The sequence below is a fragment of the Nocardia sp. NBC_01009 genome, from assembly GCF_045208035.1.
In the GTDB taxonomy this organism is placed as follows: Bacteria; Actinomycetota; Actinomycetes; order Mycobacteriales; family Mycobacteriaceae; genus Nocardia.
The window spans coordinates 4,648,515-4,670,087 of the sequence record NZ_CP108695.1 but is presented as its reverse complement, the minus strand read 5'-3'; the positions used below and the strand labels follow the sequence as shown (position 1 = coordinate 4,670,087).

At 67.1% G+C, this 21,573-nt stretch carries 19 protein-coding genes; 12 read left to right on the top strand and 7 right to left on the bottom strand.

Annotated elements, in window-relative coordinates:
* The first annotated feature begins 26 nt into the window (after positions 1–26).
* The 3 genes from OHA42_RS20880 to aac(6') all read left to right on the top strand — a co-directional run bounded on the left by OHA42_RS20880 (position 27) and on the right by aac(6') (position 3,359).
* Entirely contained in the window at positions 27–977 is a 951-nt protein-coding gene (locus OHA42_RS20880) for a hypothetical protein (protein ID WP_406229571.1), read from the top strand.
* Between the two features lie 280 nt (positions 978–1,257).
* The gene (locus OHA42_RS20875) at positions 1,258–2,709 is read left to right on the top strand and encodes an FAD-binding oxidoreductase (RefSeq protein ID WP_406229570.1); all 1,452 of its coding nucleotides are present in this window, start codon (positions 1,258–1,260) and stop codon (positions 2,707–2,709) included.
* 209 nt (positions 2,710–2,918) lie between these two features.
* Positions 2,919–3,359, top strand: a complete 441-nt coding sequence (gene aac(6'), locus OHA42_RS20870) for an aminoglycoside 6'-N-acetyltransferase (protein WP_406229569.1) — start codon at positions 2,919–2,921, stop codon at positions 3,357–3,359.
* Between the two features lie 205 nt (positions 3,360–3,564).
* On the opposite strand, the gene OHA42_RS20865 is transcribed toward aac(6'), so the two are convergent.
* Together OHA42_RS20865 and OHA42_RS20860 are read right to left on the bottom strand one after the other, a co-directional pair.
* Positions 3,565–4,488, bottom strand: coding sequence for a tyrosine-protein phosphatase (locus OHA42_RS20865; RefSeq protein WP_406229568.1), 924 nt, complete (start codon positions 4,486–4,488; stop codon positions 3,565–3,567).
* A 52-nt stretch (positions 4,489–4,540) separates the two neighbouring features.
* On the bottom strand, positions 4,541–6,991 hold the full coding sequence (locus tag OHA42_RS20860) for a PEP-utilizing enzyme (protein ID WP_406229567.1): 2,451 nt from the start codon (positions 6,989–6,991) through the stop codon (positions 4,541–4,543).
* 168 nt (positions 6,992–7,159) lie between these two features.
* Here OHA42_RS20860 and OHA42_RS20855 point away from each other — a divergent pair, with 168 nt between their 5' ends.
* The 4 genes from OHA42_RS20855 (at position 7,160) to OHA42_RS20840 (ending at position 11,424) form a co-directional block, all read left to right on the top strand.
* A complete protein-coding gene (locus OHA42_RS20855; protein ID WP_406239493.1) occupies positions 7,160–8,641 on the top strand; it encodes an FAD-dependent oxidoreductase in 1,482 nt (493 codons plus the stop codon).
* A 117-nt stretch (positions 8,642–8,758) separates the two neighbouring features.
* Positions 8,759–9,925: a 3-hydroxy-9,10-secoandrosta-1,3,5(10)-triene-9,17-dione monooxygenase oxygenase subunit gene (gene hsaA, locus OHA42_RS20850; protein WP_328399924.1), complete on the top strand. Its 1,167-nt coding sequence runs from the start codon at positions 8,759–8,761 to the stop codon at positions 9,923–9,925.
* On the top strand, positions 9,925–10,776 hold the full coding sequence (locus OHA42_RS20845) for an alpha/beta fold hydrolase (protein ID WP_406229566.1): 852 nt from the start codon (positions 9,925–9,927) through the stop codon (positions 10,774–10,776). Before hsaA ends, OHA42_RS20845 begins: the two co-directional genes overlap by 1 nt.
* A 126-nt stretch (positions 10,777–10,902) precedes the next feature.
* Positions 10,903–11,424, top strand: coding sequence for a DinB family protein (locus tag OHA42_RS20840; RefSeq protein WP_406229565.1), 522 nt, complete (start codon positions 10,903–10,905; stop codon positions 11,422–11,424).
* A gap of 10 nt (positions 11,425–11,434) precedes the next feature.
* Here the strand turns inward: OHA42_RS20840 and OHA42_RS20835 are convergent, their stop codons facing one another.
* Positions 11,435–13,780: a LuxR C-terminal-related transcriptional regulator gene (locus OHA42_RS20835; RefSeq protein WP_406229564.1), complete on the bottom strand. Its 2,346-nt coding sequence runs from the start codon at positions 13,778–13,780 to the stop codon at positions 11,435–11,437.
* A 103-nt stretch (positions 13,781–13,883) separates the two neighbouring features.
* Positions 13,884–15,668 (bottom strand): 2-isopropylmalate synthase, encoded by a 1,785-nt coding sequence (locus OHA42_RS20830; RefSeq protein WP_406229563.1) that lies wholly within the window; start codon positions 15,666–15,668, stop codon positions 13,884–13,886.
* A gap of 250 nt (positions 15,669–15,918) precedes the next feature.
* On the opposite strand from OHA42_RS20830, the gene OHA42_RS20825 reads away from it, so the two are divergent.
* From OHA42_RS20825 to OHA42_RS20805, 5 genes are all read left to right on the top strand, one after another.
* Complete coding sequence (locus tag OHA42_RS20825) at positions 15,919–16,584, top strand: FadR/GntR family transcriptional regulator (RefSeq protein WP_406229562.1); 666 nt, start codon at positions 15,919–15,921, stop codon at positions 16,582–16,584.
* On the top strand, positions 16,581–17,414 hold the full coding sequence (locus tag OHA42_RS20820; RefSeq protein ID WP_406229561.1) for an ABC transporter ATP-binding protein: 834 nt from the start codon (positions 16,581–16,583) through the stop codon (positions 17,412–17,414). Before OHA42_RS20825 ends, OHA42_RS20820 begins: the two co-directional genes overlap by 4 nt.
* A gap of 199 nt (positions 17,415–17,613) precedes the next feature.
* On the top strand, positions 17,614–17,970 hold the full coding sequence (locus OHA42_RS20815; protein ID WP_406229560.1) for a YciI family protein: 357 nt from the start codon (positions 17,614–17,616) through the stop codon (positions 17,968–17,970).
* A 15-nt stretch (positions 17,971–17,985) separates the two neighbouring features.
* The gene (locus tag OHA42_RS20810) at positions 17,986–19,311 is read left to right on the top strand and encodes an RNA polymerase sigma factor (protein ID WP_406229559.1); all 1,326 of its coding nucleotides are present in this window, start codon (positions 17,986–17,988) and stop codon (positions 19,309–19,311) included.
* A gap of 47 nt (positions 19,312–19,358) precedes the next feature.
* A complete protein-coding gene (locus OHA42_RS20805; protein ID WP_406229558.1) occupies positions 19,359–19,628 on the top strand; it encodes a hypothetical protein in 270 nt (89 codons plus the stop codon).
* 91 nt (positions 19,629–19,719) lie between these two features.
* Here the strand turns inward: OHA42_RS20805 and OHA42_RS20800 are convergent, their stop codons facing one another.
* From OHA42_RS20800 to OHA42_RS20790, 3 genes are all read right to left on the bottom strand, one after another.
* Positions 19,720–20,463 (bottom strand): hypothetical protein, encoded by a 744-nt coding sequence (locus OHA42_RS20800; RefSeq protein WP_406229557.1) that lies wholly within the window; start codon positions 20,461–20,463, stop codon positions 19,720–19,722.
* A gap of 109 nt (positions 20,464–20,572) precedes the next feature.
* Positions 20,573–20,908 carry a YnfA family protein gene (locus OHA42_RS20795; protein ID WP_406229556.1) on the bottom strand — a complete coding sequence of 112 codons (336 nt, stop codon included), beginning with the start codon at positions 20,906–20,908 and terminating at the stop codon, positions 20,573–20,575.
* A 156-nt stretch (positions 20,909–21,064) separates the two neighbouring features.
* A complete protein-coding gene (locus OHA42_RS20790) occupies positions 21,065–21,352 on the bottom strand; it encodes a hypothetical protein (RefSeq protein WP_406229555.1) in 288 nt (95 codons plus the stop codon).
* Positions 21,353–21,573: the final 221 nt, after the last annotated feature.

The window sequence follows — 21,573 nt, the reverse complement described above, 5'->3', positions numbered from 1 at the left end:
CCACCGCCTCGACAAGGAACCACACCATGGTTGCATCGCATGCCCCCAGGAGAAACAGACCTCGCACCAGGCTGCTCTGCGGCCTCGTCACCGTTTTCGCGTTAGCCGCCACGACATCGTTCGGGTCGGCCACAGCCACTGCCGAACCCGACACCAACGCGCAGAAGTACTACGGCTACTGGAACTACGACCAGCCCGACACTCCAACACTGAATAACGTCGCTGTGCTCGACTGCCCGAACGGCGCCGGCCAGTGCGACTCCCCGCTGCCGCTGCCGCTGCGCATACCTCAGGTCGGCTGGGTGCTGTTCTCCCCCGGTCCCGACGGCACCGTCAACGGGCACACCGATCAGGGCTGTACCTGGAACTTCACCGTCAATCCCATCGGGCTGGAGTTGTCATCGACGACACAGCAGTGCTTCAACCAGAACATCGGCTCCGGGTACAACATCACCAACTGGTCGGTCCACGTCGACGGTAACAAAGAACAGGAACAGATCACCTCCATCAGCCACCAACCCAACGGCATGGACCTGCTGGCGAGCATGAAATCCGGCTCCCGCACCAGAGTCGACGGCGAGGGCCAAAACCAGTACGTGCAGCGATTCCTCGGCAGCTACAACTACGACCAGGCCGACTTCCACACCCTGACCAACGTCGTGTCCACCGACAAGGGCAGCGCCTACCCCGAGCAGGGCACTGTCCAGTTCACCAGCAAGGACAAGGGAATTATCAACGCCCACACCCCCGATGGGTGCGACTGGACACTCGCCGTGCGCGGCGACACAGCCGAACTCGAGCCGGCCACACAAACCTGCCATACCCCCAACAGTGACAGTTCCCTGCGCTACTGGGCACTGGTCACCGACGACGCCCAACACCTCAACGGATTCCTGGCCGGGTCCACCACCACGGACGGCCAACCACCCACCAACACCTACCTATTCATCGGCGCTCTAACCCGGACCGCCGCCTGACCAACCCGAATCGGACCCCAGCCTCGGCCAGCCGTCCGGAGAACGCGGCCGCGGCGCAGAGGTATCGGCGATTGCGGTGCGTTCGGCTTTGCCGCGCACCGCTTTTCGCAGCCCGAGCTCACACATCAGTCGTTCGCGCTTGAATTCTGTGCTCCGACAGATGCTCCCAAGCCTGGGATCTTCCACACACACGGCTGGGTCGCTGCCGTCCGACGGCGATCCGGCGCAGCTGCCGCCGCCAAGTCGGCCGATCGACCAGGTCCGCACGTTAGGAGAAGTCATGGGCGACACACCAGAAGCTCCCACAGCAACAGCGGGAGGCGGTATGAACCGCCGCCGTTTCCTTGCGCTCAGTGGCGGGGTCGCCGCGACAACCACGTTGGCCGCGTGCTCGACCGATACACCCAACGGTGACGCGGACCGGCCCCGCATCGACGATCTGCGTTCGGCGATCCGCGGCCGGGTACTCCTGCCAGGCGATGAAGGATTCCAGAATGCCCATCTGCCGTGGAACCTCGCCATCGAGCAGCCGATCGCCGCAGTGGCTGAAGTCCTCGACGCGGCCGACGCCGCCGCCGCGGTACGTTTCGCCCGTCGCGCCAACCTTTCGGTGGCCGTCCAACCTCACGGTCACGGCGCTTCGGACAACCTGCGCGGAACGATCCTGCTGCGCACCACGCGCCTCGACGAAATCCGGATCGAGCCCGCCACACGATCCGCGCGGGTAGGCGCGGGCGTCTCGTGGGACCAGGTCATGGCCCAGACCGCGGAGAACAACCTCATCGGATTGGCCGGAAGCTCCCCCGCCGTCAGCGTCACCGGATACATCCTAGGCGGCGGATTGAGCTGGTTCAGCAGAATGCACGGCTGGGCCGCCGACAGCGTCACCGCCTTCGACACCATCGACGCCGATGGCCGCCCGACCCGCGTAACAGTCAATTCCGACCCCGACCTGTTCTGGGCACTACGCGGTGGCGGCGGCGACTTCGCACTGGTCACAGCCACCGAATTCCGACTCCATCCGGCCACCACGATCTACGGCGGGCGGATGCTCTGGCCAGCCCGCAGCGCGCCGGAGATACTCGAGGCATTCCGCGACATCACCGCCACCGCTCCCGACGAATTAACGCTGTGGTGCAACCTCTTCCAACCCCCCGACGGCCAGCCGATCGTCGGCATCGACATGACCTACCTCGGTGACGCCGCCACCGGCCAGGCACTCGTGCACAAGTTCGACACGATCAATGGTCGGATACGCGACACCAGACGTGTCCTACCCCCAACCGAACTCGGTTCCATCGCCGCGGAGCCGACCACACCGAACCCCGGTCAAAACCACGCCCAGTTCCTCACCGCCATCAACGACGACGTGATCACCGCGCTCCTGGAGAAACCGATCACCCCGCTGCGCGGCGTCCACATCAGACACCTCGGAGGCGCCCTGTCCCGAACCTCGAACAGCTCAGCAAGCAACCTCACCGAGCCCTACTTCATCAACCTCCAGGGCACGCCCTCCACACCGCAAACCCGCGCAGCACTGACAGACCGAATGAACGACTACCGGCGCGCACTACGCCCACACCTCAGCACCCGCACACCCTTCACCTTCCTATCCCCCCACCAAACCGCCGCAGACGCCTTCACCCACGCAACCCTTACCCGACTACGCACCACCAAACAGCAACACGACCCACAACGCCTATTCCGCAGCAACTATCCAGTACTGCCGTGAAATGTTCGCGAAGCCGATCGATCCCGATGGACGCCGCACAACCACAGATCCGAAAGCGGGCCGGTCCAGCGGCTTATGCAAGATCATCAGGCTCTGGTGGCGGCATCGCCCAGAGACCAACGCCGCCAGAGCCTGTTGATCTTGGTGTGGCGGACGGCGACACGCGCGGGGCCTGGTGGCGGGGTAGTTTCCAGAATACTGTGGGCGGCATGAGGATCCACCGATGCGGCGCGGACGACCTGGACGACCTGGCTGCTCTGCGCGCGCAGTTATGGCCTGAGAGCTCGGCCGAGGAGCATCGTGCCGATCTTGGTGATCTGACAGACAGATCCCATGCAGTTGCCTTTCTCGCCCGCAACTCCCAAGGTGCCGCTATCGGCTTCGCCGAGGCCACGTTACGCAGCGACTACGTAAACGGTTGCGATACATCACCGGTCGCCTTTCTGGAGGGCATGTACGTGGATCCGGCGTACCGGCGCAGCGGCATCGCCCGAACGTTGTGCGACGCTGTCGAAGCATGGGGCCGAACCATGGGCTGTACCGAACTCGGCTCGGACGCCCTGCTGGACAACGCGGAAGGTCAGACAATGCACGCTGCCCTGGGTTTCGACGAACGCGAACGCGTCGTCTACTACCGAAAGATGTTGTGAATCAAGGCAGCCTCATTTGCGCGTGACCCTCCCAAACGCACACACCCGTCAGCGACACTGCGCGTCGTGAGCCCTTGGCGGGCCGATTTGGACTCGCCGGGGCCTTGTCGACCCCGGTCGAGTACTCCTCAGCGACCGGTCAGGCCGCCTAACCACTGTCACCTGACCGTGCATCAGCCCCCACCTGTCCCTGGCAATACCGCCGCTAGGTCAGCAACTTGGCCTTCAGCGCGGCGAGGGTCGCGTCGTCGATACCCAGCCCGTCGCTGAGGAAGCTATCGAACGAGCTGTAGGACTGACGCACCTGATCGAGCGCCGCGTCGAGGAAGTCGCGCTGTACGCCGACGATGGGCTCCCACAGCGACCGATCGGTGACGAGTCCCTGCGCAACGAGCGCATCAAGCAGCGCCTTGTTGCCTGCGGCCAGATTGTCGTTGGAGTCGAGGAAGTCGTTGTAGATCTGTCCCTTCGGGACATCGAGCGCGCTCATCAGGATCGCGGTCATCCAGCCGGTGCGATCCTTGCCCGCGGTGCAGTGGTAGAGCACTGCACCCGGTGCGGTAGCGATGTCTTTGAACGCCGCGCCGAACTGAGCGCGCGCGGTCGGGTCGGTGACGAACCAGCGGTAATAGGTGCGCATGATTTCAGCGCTCTTGCCGTTACCGAGCGCTTCCTGCTGCGCGGCGGGTCCGGCCTGGATCAGTCGCGACACCATGACGTAGAAGTCGTTGGCCGGATCGTAGACGGGCTGCTCGGTGCGGCGAATCGACGCGGGCAGGCGGTCGGGGTCGCGGCCGGTTTCGATGGGGCTGCGGAAGTCGATCACCTGACCGATATTGAGCGACACCAGCTTCTGCTGCTCGCCGTCATCCAGTTTGGCCAGTGCATCGGTGCGGAAGACGACACCGGAGCGCAGCTTGCCGCCACCCTTGGCCGGGTAGCCGCCGATGTCCCTGGCATTGGGCGCATGCGGGAGGCCGAGCAAGCGGTCGTGCTGGCCGGGCGACTGCAGCATCGGGGCCGCTGTGGCCGGAGCCGACAGCACCGGGACCACGGTGGCCGGGAAAATGCCGACCAACGTGGCGGCCGTTGCCACCAGGGCACCGCGTAAGGCGCGCGAGAGTGTCACGAGGGGTGTTCCTTTCCACAATGAGCCGGCGAGAATGGTTCCGGCCCAAGCTCTACTGCGCGGCCGCGAGCAGCGTCACGGTGCCTGCGGCGCCGTCGACACGGACAAGCTGGCCGTCGGACAGGCTGGTAGTGGCCGTCTTGGTGTCCACCACGCACGGGATGCCGAATTCGCGGGCCACGATCGCGGCATGCGAGGCCGAGCCGCCGATATCGGTGATCACCGCGGCGGCGTAGGCGAACATCGCGGTATGCCCGGTGTCGGTTACCGAGGCCACCAGGATGTCGCCGGGTTCGATGTCGTCGTCCAGCGACAGCACCAGTTTCACCCGGCCCTCCACCACACCCGCGCACACCCCGATACCGGTCAGGCTCTCGTCGGTGCCGAGTGCACCGGCGTCCGCGGCCGGTTCCCAGTGTCCGGCAATGACATCCGGCATGCGCAGGCCCTGCAGTCTGATGCGCTCGGCGCGCCTGCGCGCGACCTTCTCGGCGACATCGAACGGGAGGCAGAAGATTTCGTCCAGGGTCAGGTAGCAGGCGTCGTCGGTCTCGCGCAGTCGACCGGCGCGGACGAGGCGGTCCGCGCGCTCGCGCACCGCGAGTCGCAAGCAGTGGGTGATTCGCACGACGCCGTCGCGGGCGCGTTCCCGCGCGACGGTGGCTCCCGCCGCCATCTTCGCGGTGCGGCTCGGCGCGGCATCGACGGGTTCACGTTTGGGCGCGGACAATTGCGCCGCGCGGGCCGCCGCACTCACCAGCAGGGCAGGCCGGTCACCGAAGGTCGGGTTGATCAGCTCGCATTCACCGGGACCGCGGTGCCCGATCTTCGCGAGTTCCGCATCGAGAGCGGCGGCGAAAGCAGGCGAATTCGCCCGTGCCGCCGCGATGTCCCCGGCTCGGGCCGCCTCGTAGAGGTCGACATCGTCACGGCACAGCTGCGCGAGCCGTTCGACCGCGAGCATGGGCTTCGCCGACTCCAGGCGGTTCAGATCGATGGGCACCTCGCCCGCGTCCTTGCCTCGGGCATGCACGGCAGTGGCGGCGCCGGTCATCATCACCCCGATCGAGGCGGCCTGCCAGGCTTGATGCAGCCGGTCACGCCACAGCAAAGCGCGCACATGCAGCTGCTCGTCGGTCAGTTCGCGAATCTCGTCGGCACTCAACGCCTCCGCGTGCGAAGCCGCATTGATCACTTCCGCGGATTTCCGGAAGCGGGTCGCGGTGGTCAGGACACGGGAGGTTGCCCGCAAGGTCGCCACGGTGCTCGCGAAGCCGGTGGGCATCGGCGGCTTGCCGTGCGGCTGCAGGGCGATCTCGGCGGGGATATTGCCGTAGGCGTCGCGGCGGATGCTCTCCTCGTCCCACCCCGGCATATTCTCGGCGGCGAGCACGCCGATCGAGGCGTTGATGTAGACGTGATGACCGAGCACGGTGGTGACGCGACTCGTCCAGTGCTCCAAGGCGATTCCGTCGAGGGCGATCATGGTACCCATGGCCTCGTTGGCGAGGCGGATCGCGCCCGCGTGCAGGTCGATCGTCAGTGGGGTCATCGGGCCGGGCAGCGCTTCGGAGGTGTTGGTCGCGGTGTGCACCGGGTAGCGCTCGTCGACCCGATCGTCGAACTCGCCCTCGAGACCCTCGGGTGCGACATTCGCCAGCCGATGGTTGTCCGAGGTCGCGGCACGCGACGGAATGACGTGTGACGGCAAGGGAATCGCCCCGCGCTGGGTGCGGAATCCACCGCCATCGGGCTTGCGGCCGACCATTCCGCGCACCAGGTCGGCCATGGCCTCGCGAGCCGTCCAGCCGCAGCGGAATCCCCACCGTTGCTGTGCCACAGTCGGATCGAGCAGCTGCCGACGGGCCGACCAGCCCGGCACCCACGCGGAGTAGTGCACGCCCGCCGCGCGCATCATGCCGCGCACCTCGTCCTTCGTGACGACACCGGAGGCGGCGAGCTCGACGATCTCCAGACCCTCGACCTGCTCGCGGTTCGGCAGGGTGGTGACGGCGACGACCAGGAATCGATCCAGGTCGTCGCTGTGCAGCACTTGGAATCCGTCGTCGGATCGCGAGCCGAGAATCGGCTCGAGTGCCCGTCGGGTCTCGTGGCCGATCCGGCGACCGGCCACCGGCGCGGTGCGTATCAGCAGCCCGTCGGCACCCGATGTCCGCAGGATGGTCGCCACCTCATGCTCCGACATTCGCGCCGAACGCGCGCCCGCGACCACCGGAATCACCACGCGCGCATCAGCTTTGCGTGCTGCGTCAGCGATCTCGGGCATCCCGGAGTCGGCCAGATGCACAATGCCGGCACATCCGTCGACCGCTCGGGCGCAGACTCCGGCATCGACAGGATCTCCAGCGACGAACTGCACCCGGGGATCGACGTGGCGATGCCACCGGCGGTCCAGGCCGACCACTTCGTGCCCGGCGGCCAACAGCATGCGCGCCACCGCGCGACCGCTCGGCTCGGTGATTCCGGTGACCAGGACCCGCATCGATATCCTCTCCTCGTCGGCGTCGGGATACACAACGTGACGCCGTTCACACACCATCACCAGTGCGCCGTCGGAGGACCGGATTCAGTCCCACTGACCGGGAGGACCGAGTCGGCTACCGAGATGGTCGATACCGTCGCCCACCCTGTGGCCGGAAATGTCGGGCTCATGACGGTCCGGAATTCGGTGGCGCCGCGCGCCGCCGCCGAGGTGAGCCACTACGACATCGAGACCGACGTGCTGGTCGTCGGCTACGGCTGTGCCGGTGCGGCGGCCGCGTTCGAGGCGGCGCACACCGGCGCCGACGTGCTGGTGCTCGACCGGGCGGGTGGTGCGGGCGGGGCGTCGGCCATGTCCGGTGGTGAGATCTACCTCGGCGGCGGCACCCCGATCCAGCAGGCCTGTGGATTCGACGACAGCCCCGAGCAGATGGCGGCCTTCCTGCTTGCCGCGCTCGGACCGGGCGCGGACGAGCAGAAGATCGCACACTACTGCGAGCACAGCGTGGCGCACTTCCACTGGCTGGTCGATCGTGGCGTGCCGTTCAAGCCGAGTCTGTGGGATTCGCCCGCGTGGGTGCCGCCCACCGACGACGGGCTGATGTGGCTCGGCGAGAACAGTTGGCCGTTCACTGAGATCGCCACCCCGGCACCGCGCGGCCACCGGCCGACGGCCAACGACTTCGGTGGCAGGCTGCTGATGGACACCCTCGTCGACGCAGCCGAATCCGCGGGCGCGACAGCACAATACGACACCTACGTGACCAATCTGATTATCGGTGCGGACGGCGGCGTCGTCGGTGCGGTCGCGCGCCGCTACGGCAACGAGCTCACCATCCGGGCTCGGCGCGGATGCGTGCTGACCACAGGTGGTTTCGTCGACAACGACGGCATGCTCGCCGCCAACGCGCCGCGCTTGCTCGGGCACACCAAGGTCAGCGCGGGCACCGACGACGGCAGCGGCATCCGGCTGGCGCAGGCCGCGGGCGCTGCGGTTCGGCACATGGCGGCCGGGCAGGTCGGCATCTCACTCGTTCCCGCCTTCGCCGCGCGCGGCATGATCGTCAACGAGCACGGCACACGGTTCATCAACGAAGACACCTATCCCGGTCGCATCGGCCAGGCGGCACTGTTCCGGCAGGACATGAAGGTGTGGGTGGTGCTCGACGAGCAGGGCTACGACGAGGTGCCGGAGCGGGAACGCTGGGGCGTTCGTCCGACCCATGTCGCCGAGTCGGCGGCCGAGCTGGACGAACTGCTCGGCCTGGCACCGGGCGCGCTGGCCGCCCAGATCCAGCGATACAACGACTTCGCCGCACGCGGCGCAGATCCCGATTTCCACAAGTCCGAACGCTGGCTGCGTCCACTCACCGCGCCGCTGGCCGCGATCAATGTCAAAGCCGGCGTGCGCCCACCGTCGGAATCCGGCGACCGCCGCGGCACGGGCGCCTCCGTGTTCACCCTCGGCGGCCTGCACACCACCATCGACGGCCAGGTGCTCGATCTCGACGGCGCACCCATCCCCGGCCTGTTCGCCGCGGGCCGCGCGAGCTCCGGACTGCACGGCGAGGGCTACATCAGCGGTACCTCCCTCGGCGACGGCACCTTCTTCGGCCGCAAAGCCGGGACAGCCGCCGCGGCGAACATCTGACCGGCCGACACGGTTCCGATCACCGGGACTGTCGCCGTTGCACCACCCCGGACGCACATAGCGTCAGAGCATGGCGCTTTTCGCGCCGCAGCCCAGAACCACAGGAGGACACCCGTCATGACCAATAAGGTGCTCGATCGGGTCCGGGATCTGCTTCCGGCGATCCGGGAGCGAGCCGCGGACACCGACGCGCAGCGGCGCGTTCCCGTGGCGAGCATCAGTGAGCTGACCGAGGCCGGGGTGTTCCGGATGCTGCAGCCATCGCGGTTCGGCGGCGACGAGGTCTCGCCCGTCGCGTTCTACGAGGTCATTCGTGCGATCGCCTCCGCGTGCCCGTCCACCGGGTGGGTCTCCTCGGTGCTCGGCGTGCATCCGTGGCAGCTCGCGCTGTTCCCGTTGCAGGCGCAGGAAGAGGTGTGGGGCGCCGATTCCGACACCCTGATTTCGTCGTCCTATGCCCCGACCGGGCGGCTCACTCCCGTCGAGGGCGGTTACGAGGTCAGCGGCCGGTGGAGCTTCTCCTCCGGATGCGACCACGCGCAATGGGCCTTCCTCGGCGCGCTCGCCCCGGACGAGAACGGCAATCCCCGTGACTATTTGACGATTCTGGTGCCGCGGGCGGACTACCTGATCGACGATGTGTGGCATGTGGTCGGCCTGTCCGGCACCGGCAGCAACGACATCGTGATCGAGAAGGCGTTCGTGCCCCACCACCGCGCCTACAGCGCCACCGAGCAGTCCCAGCTGCGCGGACCCGGTCAAGACGCCAATCCTGCTGCGCTGTACAAGATTCCGTTCGCCGGGGTGTTCTCCAACACGATCACCGCGCCGATCATCGGCGCCGCACAGGGCGCCTACCAGGCGCACATCGAGATGATGCGGGAGCGGGTGCGGCTGTCCTACGGCGGGCAGAAGGTCGCCGAAGACGGTTTCGCGCATGTGCGGGTCGCCCGCGCCGGCTCCGAGATCGACGCCGCGATTCTGCAGATGGAGCGCAATATCTCCGAGCAATTGCGCTATGCCGAAGCGGGCGAGGAGATTCCGGACGAGGTTCGCCTGCGCACCCGTCGCGACCAGGTGCGCGGCACCGAACGCGCAATCGCGGCGATCGAGCTGCTGTTCGATAATTCCGGCGGCCACTCGATTCGCAAACCCAATACGATCGAACGGCATTGGCGCGACGCCCATGCGGGCAGCGTGCACGTGATCAACGACGTGGAGCGCGCTCTGGCAATGTTCGGCCGCGGCGAGTTCGGGCTGCCGGTCGAAGATCGGATGGTGTGATGCTCAGCGCCGAGGCGACCAGTCACCACATCACCGTCGACGGGCTGAAACTCCGCTACCACGAGGCCGGTTCAGGTCCGCCGCTGGTGCTGTTGCACGGCTCCGGACCCGGCGTGTCCGGGTGGGCGAACTTCGGCGGCAATCTGCCCGTCCTCGCCGAGCACTTCCGCTGCCTGATCCTGGATCAGCCCGGCTTCGGCGCCAGCGAGCGACCGGAGGTGTACGAGCGCAACTATCTGCGCATTTCCGCCGATGCGGTGATCGGGCTGCTGGATCAGCTGGAGTTGCCTCGGGTGCATCTGCTCGGCAATTCCATGGGTGGTGCGGTAGCCACCCTGATCGCGCTCGAGCATCCCGATCGCGTCGAGCGGCTCGTCCTGATGGCCCCCGGCGGCGTCGGGGTCAATGTGCTCGGCCCCGAGCCGTCCGAGGGGATTCGGCGACTGCTGGACTTCACCGCGGATCCCACCCGCGAGCGGGTGCTGAGCTGGCTGCGCACCATGGTGTTCGACGAGGCGGTGCTCACCGACGAACTCGTCGACGACCGGCTCGTCGCGGCCTCGGCTCCCGCCGCGATCGCGGCCATCAGAGACGCCTACATCACCTTCGCGAACCCCGCGTTCGCCGAACCGCTGCCGCTGTGGGCACGGCTGCGGAACTTGCGGCACGAGGTGCTGATGCTGTGGGGCCGCGACGACCGGGTCACCCCGGTCGAGGGTGCGCTGCTGCCGTCCCGGCAGCTGCCCAACGCCGACCTGCGGCTGTTCGGCCGGTGCGGGCACTGGGTCCAGATCGAGCGGAAAAATGCGTTCGAGCGCGCGGTCGTCGACTTCCTGAATGCTGGCCTGTAGGCGGCCGTCACCAGCGACGACAGCCGCCAAACCGATGCCGCGGCGCCGAGGTGAACACCATCGGCGCCGCGGCTTCGGCCGTTTATTCGCAAGCTCTGTCGGACGGTTTCGGGTTACAGTCGGCCGGTGACGTGGACCGCTCCTGACATCGACCGAAGCAAGACGCCACTTATCGCCGATGAGCGTCCGATGCTGCGGGCGTGGCTCGATTTCCACCGTCGGACGCTGCTGCTCAAGTGCGCGGGACTCAATCCCGAGCAGCTCAAACAGCGATGTGTCGCACCGTCCTCGCTGTCGTTGCTCGGCCTGGTCCGGCACATGAGCGAGGTGGAACGCGGATGGTTCCGCACCGGCGCGGGTGGCGAAGCGCTGGACTACCTCTACTGCAGCACCGACAATCCCGACGGCGACTTCGACGATATCCTCGAGGCCGACGCCGCCGCCGATTTCGCTGCCTATCGCCGTGAAGTCGAACTGGCCGATGCCGCCGTCGCCGACCTGCCGCTCGATCACACGTTCATTCATCCCCGGCGCCCGACCGAGTACAGCCTGCGCTGGGTCTACGTGCACATGATCGAGGAATACGCCCGCCACAACGGCCACGCCGACTTCCTGCGCGAGCGCATCGACGGCGTCACCGGCGACTGACCGCGCCGATTCACTTCGGATTCTGGCTGACCCAGCCCGCGATCTGCGTTCGGGAGGTGAACCCGAGCTTGGTGAGAATATGGTCGACGTGGCTCTCGGCGGTGCGGATCGAGATAACGAGCTCACTCGCGATCCCCTTGTTGCTATAACCTGCGGCGATCAATTGCGCCACATCCCGCTCCCGTCGGGTGAGCACGTCGGCGGCAACGGCTTTCGTCGGCGCGGCGGCCGGTTTGGTCTCGGTGCCCAACGCGTAGTCGATGGCTTCGTCCAGCCCGAGCGCGGCGCCCGCGTCGAAGGCGGTACGGAACTCCTTGTCCCCCATCGCGATACGCACTTGCTGCCGGACTTTGTCCCCGACCGCCTGGGTCATCGCATGCGCGAGCCGCTGGGTGCTGCCGTACCGCACCGTCGACGCCGCGCCCATCAGTCTGGCCGCGCGGATCCGATCACCGTCGGCGGCGGCGACCCAGGCCAGTCCGTCGAAGCCCGATGCGGTCCACACGCATCGGTCGAAGAGCCGGAACAGCTCGACTGCACGGCGCAGCGCACCGATCGCCTTGTCCTGGTTGCCTTTACGCCATTGATCCGTCCCCACCGCCCAGTACCCGAGGCCACCGAGTAGGTGCGAACCGTGCTCGGCGGTCTCGGCGAGAAAGCGCTCCGCGATGGCACCGGCGCGGGCATCTTCGAGCACCAGCGCGCAGACATAGGCGAACGCGAGACTTTCCATCTCCGCACCATGATGCGCGCATTCGCGGGCCCGATCCGCGGCCGATTCCGCGATGTCGAGAGCACGGCGCGGATCGGCATCGGTGAACGCCAGCAGCGCCGAGAGCAGCGTGGCCTCTACCAGCACCTCGACCGCATCCAATTCCGTGCCGATCTCGACGCATTCGTCGACGAACCGCGTCGCCTCGGCGGTGTCCGAGAGCATGGCGGCGATGACCGACGCCGCCGCCAGTGCCCGAGCCCGGTCGGTGGTGTGTTCCAAGTCCTTGTCCAGCGCATCGCGCAGCCAGCGATAGCCCTCGAGCAGGAACCGGTAGTGCTCCCAGAACGGTCGCAGTTCGGTGGCGATCTGCAGCCCCCGATGCGCGCCGTCCCGGTCGGCCAACGAGAATTGCAGTGCCGCACGCATATTGGCGTGTTCGCGGGTCACATCACGGAACCAGGAGACGTCCTGGCTGCCCCAGTAATCGGTGCGTCCGCGTCGAGCGACCCGATAGTAGTAGTCGCAGTGCCTGATCCGGACAGCGCGCTCGTCACCGTGCGCGGTCAGCCGGGCCAGCGCGAATTGCCGCAGCGGCTCGAGCATGGTGTACCGGCCGGTGCCATCGCTGTCGTGCCGGTGACTGAGCACCGACTTCTCTACCAATCCGGTGAGTGCATCCAGCAGCGCGTCCTGCGGATCGACCAGACACACCGACTCGGCGGCCTCCAGGTCGAAGCCACCGGCGAACACCGAGAGTTGCTCCCACAGGCGCTGCTCATCGGTTGTGCACAGGTCGTAGCTCCACCGAATCGCGGCTTCCAGGGTTTGCTGCCGTTCCGGCGCGGTGCGCAGCCCGGTGGTGAGCAAGCGCATCGCATCGTCGAGCCGCGCGAGCACCTGGTCGGGCGTGAACATTCGCAAACGCAGCGCTGCCAGCTCCAGGGCGAGCGGGATCCCCTCCAGCCGACGACAGATCGCCGCGAGCGCGCCGCGATTGGCGTCGGTCACCCGGAAGTCCGGATTGGCCGCCGCGGCCCGTTCGATGAGCAACCGCAACGCCTCGCTGTCGACGGAGCCGGCCTCGACAGCCATATCGGAGCCTTCGTCCAGGTCGGGCACCGGCAGCGGAGCCACCGGCATCACCTGTTCCCCGGAGACACCGAGCGGCTCTCTGCTCGTCGCGAGAATCCGCACCTCGGCTGTGGCCGGAATCAGCCGATCGACCAGCTCCGCGCACGCATCGATGAGGTGCTCGCAATTGTCGAGAATCAGCAGCAGGCTCTTGTCGGCCAGGAACTCCGTCAACCCGGCCAGCGGCACCCTCGTGTCATCGCGCAACCCGAGCGCCTGCGCGACGCTGAATGCCACCAGTTCCCCGTCGTTGACGTGCGCCACCTCGACCAGCCACACCCCGTCCGGGAACGCGCGCCGCACTGCCTCCCCGACCCGCCTGCTCAGCCGCGTCTTGCCCACCCCGCCCGGCCCGGTCAGCGTGAGCAGCCGCGTGCTGGCCAGCAGCTTCCTGGCCGCGGCAACCTCCGCGCCCCGACCGACGAAGCTCGTCACCTCAGCGGGGAGGTTCCCTGACACGTGCCGCACCACGCTGGATACCTTCGCACGAGCGCCGCCGCTATCGGGCATTTTGCCCAAGATGTCGCATACTCGCGACGAGCCTGCGGGGCGTGCGCTCGTGGACTCGGAGGTGCGGACGGGGTCGAGACAGCCCTTCCCCGCCCCTCGACCGCTACTTCCGGCGCCGCCGCTCGAGGATATTGACAGCGCGGACAACGGCCGCAAAGGTCGCCTCGAGCACGGAAGCGCTTCTTCCGCAGGACCATTCGGTTCCGCCGTCGGCGCGGTACCCGAGGTAGGTGATGGCCGTGCCGTCATTACCGGAGCCGATGGACTGCTGGGTCAGGTTCAGCACCTCGACCCGGTGTCCGATGCGGGCAAGCGCCTCTGTGAGAGCCTCGACCGGGCCGGTGCCGCGATGTTCGGTCCGGTGGGTGACATCGCCGACGGTCAGGGTGAACTCGGTGCTCGTGTCGGGACCGTCGCCGCGGGTACGCCACTCCTTCAGGCCGACCGGACTCGGGTCTATTGCGTCGAGGTAGCTCGCCTCGAACAGGACATAGAGTTCGGCGGCGGTGACTTCCCGGCCGGTGTGGTCGGTGTGCGCCTGCACCTGTCTCGCGAAGTCGATCTGCAGACGACGGGGCAGATCCAAGCCGTATTCGGTGAGCAGCAGGTAGGCGATGCCGCCCTTGCCGGATTGCGAATTGACCCGGATTACGGCGTCGTAGCTGCGGCCGATATCGGCCGGATCGATGGGCAGATAAGGAACCTGCCACTCGAGTTCCCGCTCCGGGACGCCGGCGCCGTTCGCCCGCGCGCGATGCTCGGCCATCCCCTTCTTGATCGCGTCCTGATGCGTGCCGGAGAACGCGGTGTGCACGAGATCACCCACGTACGGATGCCGTTCATGGACGGACATCCGGGTGCAGTGCTCGACCGTGCGCCGAATCTCATCGATATCGGAGAAGTCGATCATCGGATCCACACCCTGGGCGTGCAGATTCAACGCCAGCGTGGCGATGTCGACATTGCCGGTGCGCTCGCCGTTGCCGAAGACGCAGCCTTCGACGCGTTGCGCGCCGGCCAGCAGGGCCAATTCGGCGCAGGCGATTCCGGTGCCGCGGTCGTTGTGCGGGTGCACCGAAAGGATGACGCTGTCGCGCCGCGCCAGATTCCGGTGCATGTACTCGATCTGGTCGGCATACACGTTGGGAGTCGCAACCTCCACTGTCGCAGGCAGATTCAGGACCACCGGCCGCTGTGGGGTCGCCTCCCACAACGCCGTCATGCGGTCACAGATATCGAGCACGAAGTCGGGTTCGGTCAGATTGAACACCTCGGGCGAGAACTGGAAGCGCACATTCGGCATGTCGCCTGCGAACTCGAGCACGTCGCGTCCGCCTGCCAGGATCAACTCCTGCAGTTCGTCACGGTCCTTGCCCAACACCATGTTTCGCCAGGTCGGCGCGGTTGCGGTGTACATGTGAACGACCACATCGTTGCGGATGCCGCGAACCGATTCGACGGTGCGCTCGATCAGGTCTCTTCGGGCGGGGGTGAATACGACGATCGCGACGTCCGCCGGTGCGATATCGGTGTCCGCGATCAACCAGACGAAGTCGAAATCGGTCTGCGATGCGGAGGGATAGCCGACCTCGATCTCCTTGTAGCCCATCGCGACCATCAGTTCGAAGAAGCGCCGCTTGCGGGCCGGATCCATCGGTTCGGCCAGCGCCTGGTTGCCGTCGCGCAGGTCGACAGGCACCCACAGTGGCGCATGGGTGAGTCGCGCATTCGGCCATTCACGGTGCGTGATTGGCACATCCACGCGATCGTAGACCGTGCGATAGCGGTGCGACGGCATCTGGGAATGCCGCTGCCGATTCCACACCGGGGCGGTGGCGGGCACGTCACCGGCTGGTGTCGCAATGGTGGGGAAAACGCGGATACTCATGTTCGGGTCTGCTTCCTGGCCGTCGGCCGTCACACAAAAGGAGTGACCGGCCACGACAAAGCCCCACGGCGGGGGGCCGGTCGTTCAGGCCCCGCCGTGGCGGCTAAGGAGAAGCGTGGTGCGCGTCATGATGGCTAGACTATACACAACTCCTCAGACAAGTAGAGAGGTTGTGATGGCTCCTCGTAGCACACGGGCGGACGGAGATCCGGGTGAGCCGCACCGTCGGACCCCCGATCATCCGGCCGCTATGCAGGTGCGACGCCATCCGTTGGCGGCTCAGGCCGCGGAACTGTTGCTGGCGCGCATCCGCGACGGCGAATGGCCGCTCGGTCACCGGCTACCAGGGGAAACCACCCTCGCCGCCCAACTCGGCGTCGGCCGGTCGACACTTCGTGAGGCCATCCGAGAGCTCGCGGGCAAGGGGCTACTCGACAGCCGCCAAGGCGCGGGCGTCTTCGTCACCGCACTCGATGTCACCGAGGACTGGGACGTCGTACTGCGGCGCGCCACCATCGTCTCGGTGATCGAGGCCCGCATCGCCATCGAGGCCGAGGCCGCCGCGCTGGCCGCGCAGCGCCGCACCCCCGCCGATCTGCGCGCGATCCGGCGTGCGCTCGCCGCGCGGGAGACCCGCGGCAAGCCGATCCCCGAGCATGTGGACGCCGATATGGCCTTCCACCGCACCGTGATCCTCGCCGCACACAATGACGTGCTCACGCAGCTTTTCGATACCTTCCTGCCCCGGCTGCGCACGGCGATGATCGACATGCTGAAGATCCGCCCGGTTCCCTCCGAACCAGCCGACCACGACGCCCACATTCGGCTCACCGATGCGATCGCACACCGAAACCCCACGGCTGCAGCGGAATTAAGCCGCTCCCACCTATCGACATTGAAGGAAGCGTTCACGTGACCCGCACACCCGTGCTCGAACTGGCAGACGTGACATTCCGCCGCGAGGGCAAACAAATCATCGACGGCATCTCGCTCACCGTGCGCGCGGGCGAGCACTGGGCCCTGCTCGGCCCGAACGGCGCGGGCAAGAGCACCCTGCTCGGCTTCTGCGGCGCGGTTACCTTCCCGACCTCCGGCACCGTCCGCGTGCTCGGGGAGCAACTCGGCCGGGTCGAACTGGCGCGCTTGCGCCATGCCATCGGTCACGTCAATCCCCGCCACCCACTGCAGTATCCGCTGACGATCCGTCAGGTTGTACTGACCGGCATCACCGCAACCATCGACACCCCGATTCGCTGGACCCCGACCGCTCACGAACTACGCCGTGCCGACGCCATGATCGACACCGTCGGTCTCAAAGGCAAAGCCGACGACACCTGGCCCACCCTGTCCCAGGGCGAACGCGGCCGCACACTCATCGCCCGCGCCCTCATCGCGCAACCGCGCTTGCTGCTGTTCGACGAGCCGTCCACCGGCTTGGACGTGGCGGCCCGCGAACAATTGCTGGAAACCATCGACACCCTCGGCGACACGCATCCCGAGGTCGCCTCGGTGCTGGTCACCCACCACCTCGAGGAACTCCCGAGCACCACCACCCACGCTCTGCTCATCGCCGACGGCCGCACCGTCGCCAGCGGCCCCGCCATCGACACAGTCACCACCGACAACGTCACCGCCGCCTTCGACCACCCCGTCCGGGTCACCTACGACCACGGCCGCTGGACCGCCCGCGCTGCCCACCACACCGGCCCGTGGGCAACGCCGACCGACGCCGAGCCCAGCCGCTGACGGTCGGCACCCTGCGCCGAAGTCGCCGACCGCACGCCCCGGCTCCGCCGCGAGTGGCAGGATCGGTGCTGTGCCCAGGGCAGCGCAGCGACGGATTCGTAGAAAAGTTCCCCGGGTGATGTCGATTCCGGCCGTGGCCGTTCGATGCAGTGGAGTGAGGATCGGACGATCCTGACGACGACGAGCAAAGGATGCCGCTATGCGATACATGATGCTGATCCGCCTCGATAGGTCCACCGCCCCCGCGGAGGTGCCCGACGACGCGATGATGGAAGCCATCGGCAAGGTGATCGAGGACATGACCAAGGCAGGGGTGCTGCTGGACACCGCGGGGCTGCACCCGATCGCCGAGGCGACGCGGATCTCGCTGTCCGGCGGCAAACTGACCGTGCTCGACGGACCGTTCACCGAGTCCAAAGAGGTTGTCGGCGGATACTTCCTGCTGCAGGCCAAGTCGAAGGCGGAAGCGGTGGAGTGGTCGTCGCGCTTCCTGGAGGCCCACGGGCCGGACTGGGAGGTCGATGTCGAAATTCGGCAGCTCGACGAGCCTGCCTGATCGGACTCGCCGCCGATGAGTCGTGAGCAGCCGTCCGAACAGCACCCGGGTCGCGCCGTCGAGGCGGTGTGGCGGATGGAGTGGCCGCGCCTGGTCGCGGGACTGACACGCATCGTCGGCGATATCGACGCCGCCGAGGAACTGGCACAGGACGCGCTGGTCGCCGCGTTGGAGCAGTGGCCACGCGACGGGGTGCCGCCGAATCCGGGCGGCTGGCTCATGCTCACCGCGAAGCATCGGGCGATCGATCTGGTCCGGCGCAATCAGACCTTCGCGCGCAAGCTCGCGCTGCTCGGTCGCGAACTCGCGACCGAGCGGAAGGAGCAGCCGGGATTGTCGGTGGCGCTGGATCCGGACCCGGCGATCGAGGACGACCTGCTGCGGATGATCTTCACAGCCTGCCATCCGGTGCTGTCGTCGCAGGCGCGCGTCGCCTTGACGCTGCGCCTGGTCGGCGGCCTGACCACCGAGGAAATCGCGCGGGCGTTCGTGGTCCCGGAATCGACTGTCGCCCAACGCATCGTGCGCGCCAAGCGGACGATCGCCGCACGCCGCGTTCCGTATGCGGTACCGCACGGCGCCGAGCTGGCCGCCCGCCTCGACTCCGTGCTCGAGGTCATCTATCTGATCTTCAACGAGGGGTACTCGGCGACGGCGGGCGAGGATTGGCTGCGCGTCGAGCTGTGCGAAGACGCGCTGCGGTTGGCACGAATGCTCGCCACGCTGATGCCGGAAGAGGCGGAAGCACACGGTCTCCTCGCGCTGCTGGAGTTGCAGGCCTCGCGTTCGCGGGCTCGCATCGGTCCGGCGAAAACCCTTGTCCTCCTGGCAGATCAGGAACGATCCCGCTGGGACCAACTGCTGATCCGCCGCGGCTTCGCCGCGCTCGCCCGCGCCCACGCGATCGATAGGAACCGCGGCCGGCCGCCGGGCCGCTACACCCTGCAGGCGGCCATCGCCGCGGTCCACGCCATGGCGCCCAGCGCCGAGCAAACCGACTGGCGACGCATCGCAGGCCTGTATGCGGTTCTCGCCGAACGATTCCCATCCCCCATCGTCGAACTGAATCGGGCCGTGGCAGTGAGCAAGGTGCACGGCCCCGCCGCCGGACTCGAACTCGTGGATGCATTGGTCACAGCCGGTGTGCTCGACAGCTACCACCTGCTGCCCGCCGTCCGGGGCGACCTGCTCGTGCACCTCGGCCGACACCATGAGGCCCGCGCCGAGTTCGCCCGCGCCGCAACGCTGACCGACAATGATGCCGAGCGGGCGTTCCTACGCGACCGAGTGGCGGAGTGCGAACGGGCATCGGGCGAAGCGCCCGATGCCGAACCGAGCTAGGGCCTGTCTCGAAGTGGTGAGGGTAGGTCGGTGGCCTGCCTTCATTGGTGTCGGAGCCATTGGTTGATGACGGCGATGTGGATGGTGGCCAGGTAGCGGACGGCGAGTTTGTCGTATCTGGTGGCCACGGCCCGGTGTTGTTTGAGCTGGTTGATGCCTTGTTCGACGGCGTTGCGGTCGCGGTAGATCGCTGGGTCGAATGCCGGTGGTCGGCCACCGGCACTGCCGCGGCGGTGGCGGTGGCCGGCCTGGTCTGGTCTGCGGGGATGGGAATGGTGGCTTTGATGCCGTGGCTGGGCAAGGTCCGAGCGGCCTGAATCCGCCAGCGCCGCACCAGTACTACAGATCGGTAGGCGGCGGATGCGTTCGAGTTCATGTCGCGGTCGCTGATCGGACCGGCGATCGCGATCAGGTGGTGCTGGTTTTCGCCGTGGTGGCGGCGGCCAGGAGAGCTTGTAGCCGGGCGTACGGAAACTGATCCGTACCTGCTACCGGTTCCACACGCGTGCTGTAGAAGTCCCTCTCATGATCGTCTTCTTGGCGAGCCCAGAGGTTGCCTGCCTGGTCGAGTTGCCATGCCACGTTTTGACCACGGAAGTCCGCACGTGCGAGCCAGTCGGCGCCGCGCGGCCAATAGCCGTCCGACTGTTGCGGGCGTAACGAGCGGTATGCCGCATCCACTGCGGCGACGGCCTGGTTCACATCGTCGTCCTCGAAGACTGCGGAGAATCGGCAGAGTAACGCCAGTGGCGCCCCGGGATGCGGCAGTTGTGGGTCGAGGGTTGCGATGGCCTGGCAGATCAGGTCGAGTTCGCGCCAGCGCAGGGCGTAAGGGTGCCAGTGCGCCATGTCGTCCCAGCCGAGCTCGGCTGCATCGGGCGAGTCCGGCACGGCGATCTCCAGGCTGTGGAAGTCGGCCTTGGTATCGACACTCAGCAGGACGCGGTAGCCGCCGCCGACATCGAACTCCACACTCAGCGCGCTATCGTCATCCCAGTCGCGCTCGTCCTCGAGCTCTTCCTCCTCGTCGAGCAGATCCTGGATGTCGCCGAGCCGATCGGCCCCAGGGCCGTCGGCGTGCGCAAAGGTGTATCGCGCCCAGAACACCGGATCATGCAATAGCTCGCGCAGGGCTGAGGGAATAACAGTCACCTCAGGATTGTGATCCAGCGGTCCGGGCGTGCGGTCTTACGGTGTCGAAGCACACAGTCGCGTTCGGAGAATGGGAGAGTCTCGGACCCGATGACGGGACGGGCGAATATCAAGCAGTACGGGGTGCGTACATGATGAGCGCGACCCCGACCAGGCAGGTCACCGCACCGATGACATCCCAGCGGTCGGGCCGGAACCCGTCCAACGCCATTCCCCACAGCAGCGACCCCGCGACGAACACCCCGCCGTAGGCGGCGAGGATGCGCCCGAAGTTGGCATCGGGCTGCAAGGTGGCGACGAACCCGTAGATGCCCAACGCGACGATACCGGCGCCGATCCACGCCAAGCCGCGGTGCTCACGCACTCCCTGCCAGACCAGCCAAGCCCCGCCGATCTCGGCGATCGCGGCCAGGACGAATAACACGATTGAACGCACCACAGTCACGAACGCATCCTAAAGACCCTGCTCACGGTGAGTGCCGATGCCGGACACGGCTCGCGGAGAACTCTGAAGTCAGGGCTCGCTTCGTAGCCCCGCGCTATCTGTTCTCCGAGAAAGGGGATCGGACCGGGGTGCCGGTCCGATCCCGTCGCGGGAAGGTCAGAGCGCCAGTGCGAGAGGCTCGCCTGCCGGAGCCGTATCGGCCGCCGCACCCGGACGGCGCAGCACGGTGAAGCTCACCACCAGGGCGACGGCCAGCAGGCCCGCGGCGATGGTGAAGGCGAGACGGTAGCCGCTGGTGAGGGCCGCGGCGTCGGAAGCGCCTGCGGCGAGCTGGTTTCCGGTGCGGGACGCGGCCAGCGTGGACAGTACCGCGATGCCGAGCGCCATGCCGATCTGTTGCTCCCGCGCGGAACGCCCCAGTGCCCCAACCTGGCCGTTCACCAACGACTAACGATGTTCCTGCCGTCTATGTCCTGTGCGTGAAAGCCGCTGCCTGCAAACGCCTTCCGCATTCCGATTTGCCAGGCAAGAGCGGACCCGGCAATCTCAGCCCGACTCTCGGCGAGTCGGGCGACCCGATCGAGCACTTCCGACGATGTCGCGGCGATCATGGCGATGTTGGCCGCGTTGGCGACGCAAGCTGAACTGGGATGGAACGGGGCAGC

Bases quoted from the DNA above. Each gene is read 5' to 3' on its own strand.
- OHA42_RS20880 (WP_406229571.1), top strand. From the start codon at position 27: ATGGTTGCATCGCATGCCCCCAGGAGAAACAGACCTCGCACCAGGCTG.
- OHA42_RS20875 (WP_406229570.1), top strand. From the start codon at position 1,258: ATGGGCGACACACCAGAAGCTCCCACAGCAACAGCGGGAGGCGGTATG.
- OHA42_RS20860 (WP_406229567.1), bottom strand. From the start codon at position 6,991: ATGCGGGTCCTGGTCACCGGAATCACCGAGCCGAGCGGTCGCGCGGTG.
- OHA42_RS20855 (WP_406239493.1), top strand. From the start codon at position 7,160: ATGACGGTCCGGAATTCGGTGGCGCCGCGCGCCGCCGCCGAGGTGAGC.
- hsaA (WP_328399924.1), top strand. From the start codon at position 8,759: ATGACCAATAAGGTGCTCGATCGGGTCCGGGATCTGCTTCCGGCGATC.
- OHA42_RS20845 (WP_406229566.1), top strand. From the start codon at position 9,925: ATGCTCAGCGCCGAGGCGACCAGTCACCACATCACCGTCGACGGGCTG.
- OHA42_RS20835 (WP_406229564.1), bottom strand. From the start codon at position 13,780: ATGCCCGATAGCGGCGGCGCTCGTGCGAAGGTATCCAGCGTGGTGCGG.
- OHA42_RS20830 (WP_406229563.1), bottom strand. From the start codon at position 15,668: ATGAGTATCCGCGTTTTCCCCACCATTGCGACACCAGCCGGTGACGTG.
- OHA42_RS20825 (WP_406229562.1), top strand. From the start codon at position 15,919: ATGCAGGTGCGACGCCATCCGTTGGCGGCTCAGGCCGCGGAACTGTTG.
- OHA42_RS20815 (WP_406229560.1), top strand. From the start codon at position 17,614: ATGCGATACATGATGCTGATCCGCCTCGATAGGTCCACCGCCCCCGCG.
- OHA42_RS20810 (WP_406229559.1), top strand. From the start codon at position 17,986: ATGAGTCGTGAGCAGCCGTCCGAACAGCACCCGGGTCGCGCCGTCGAG.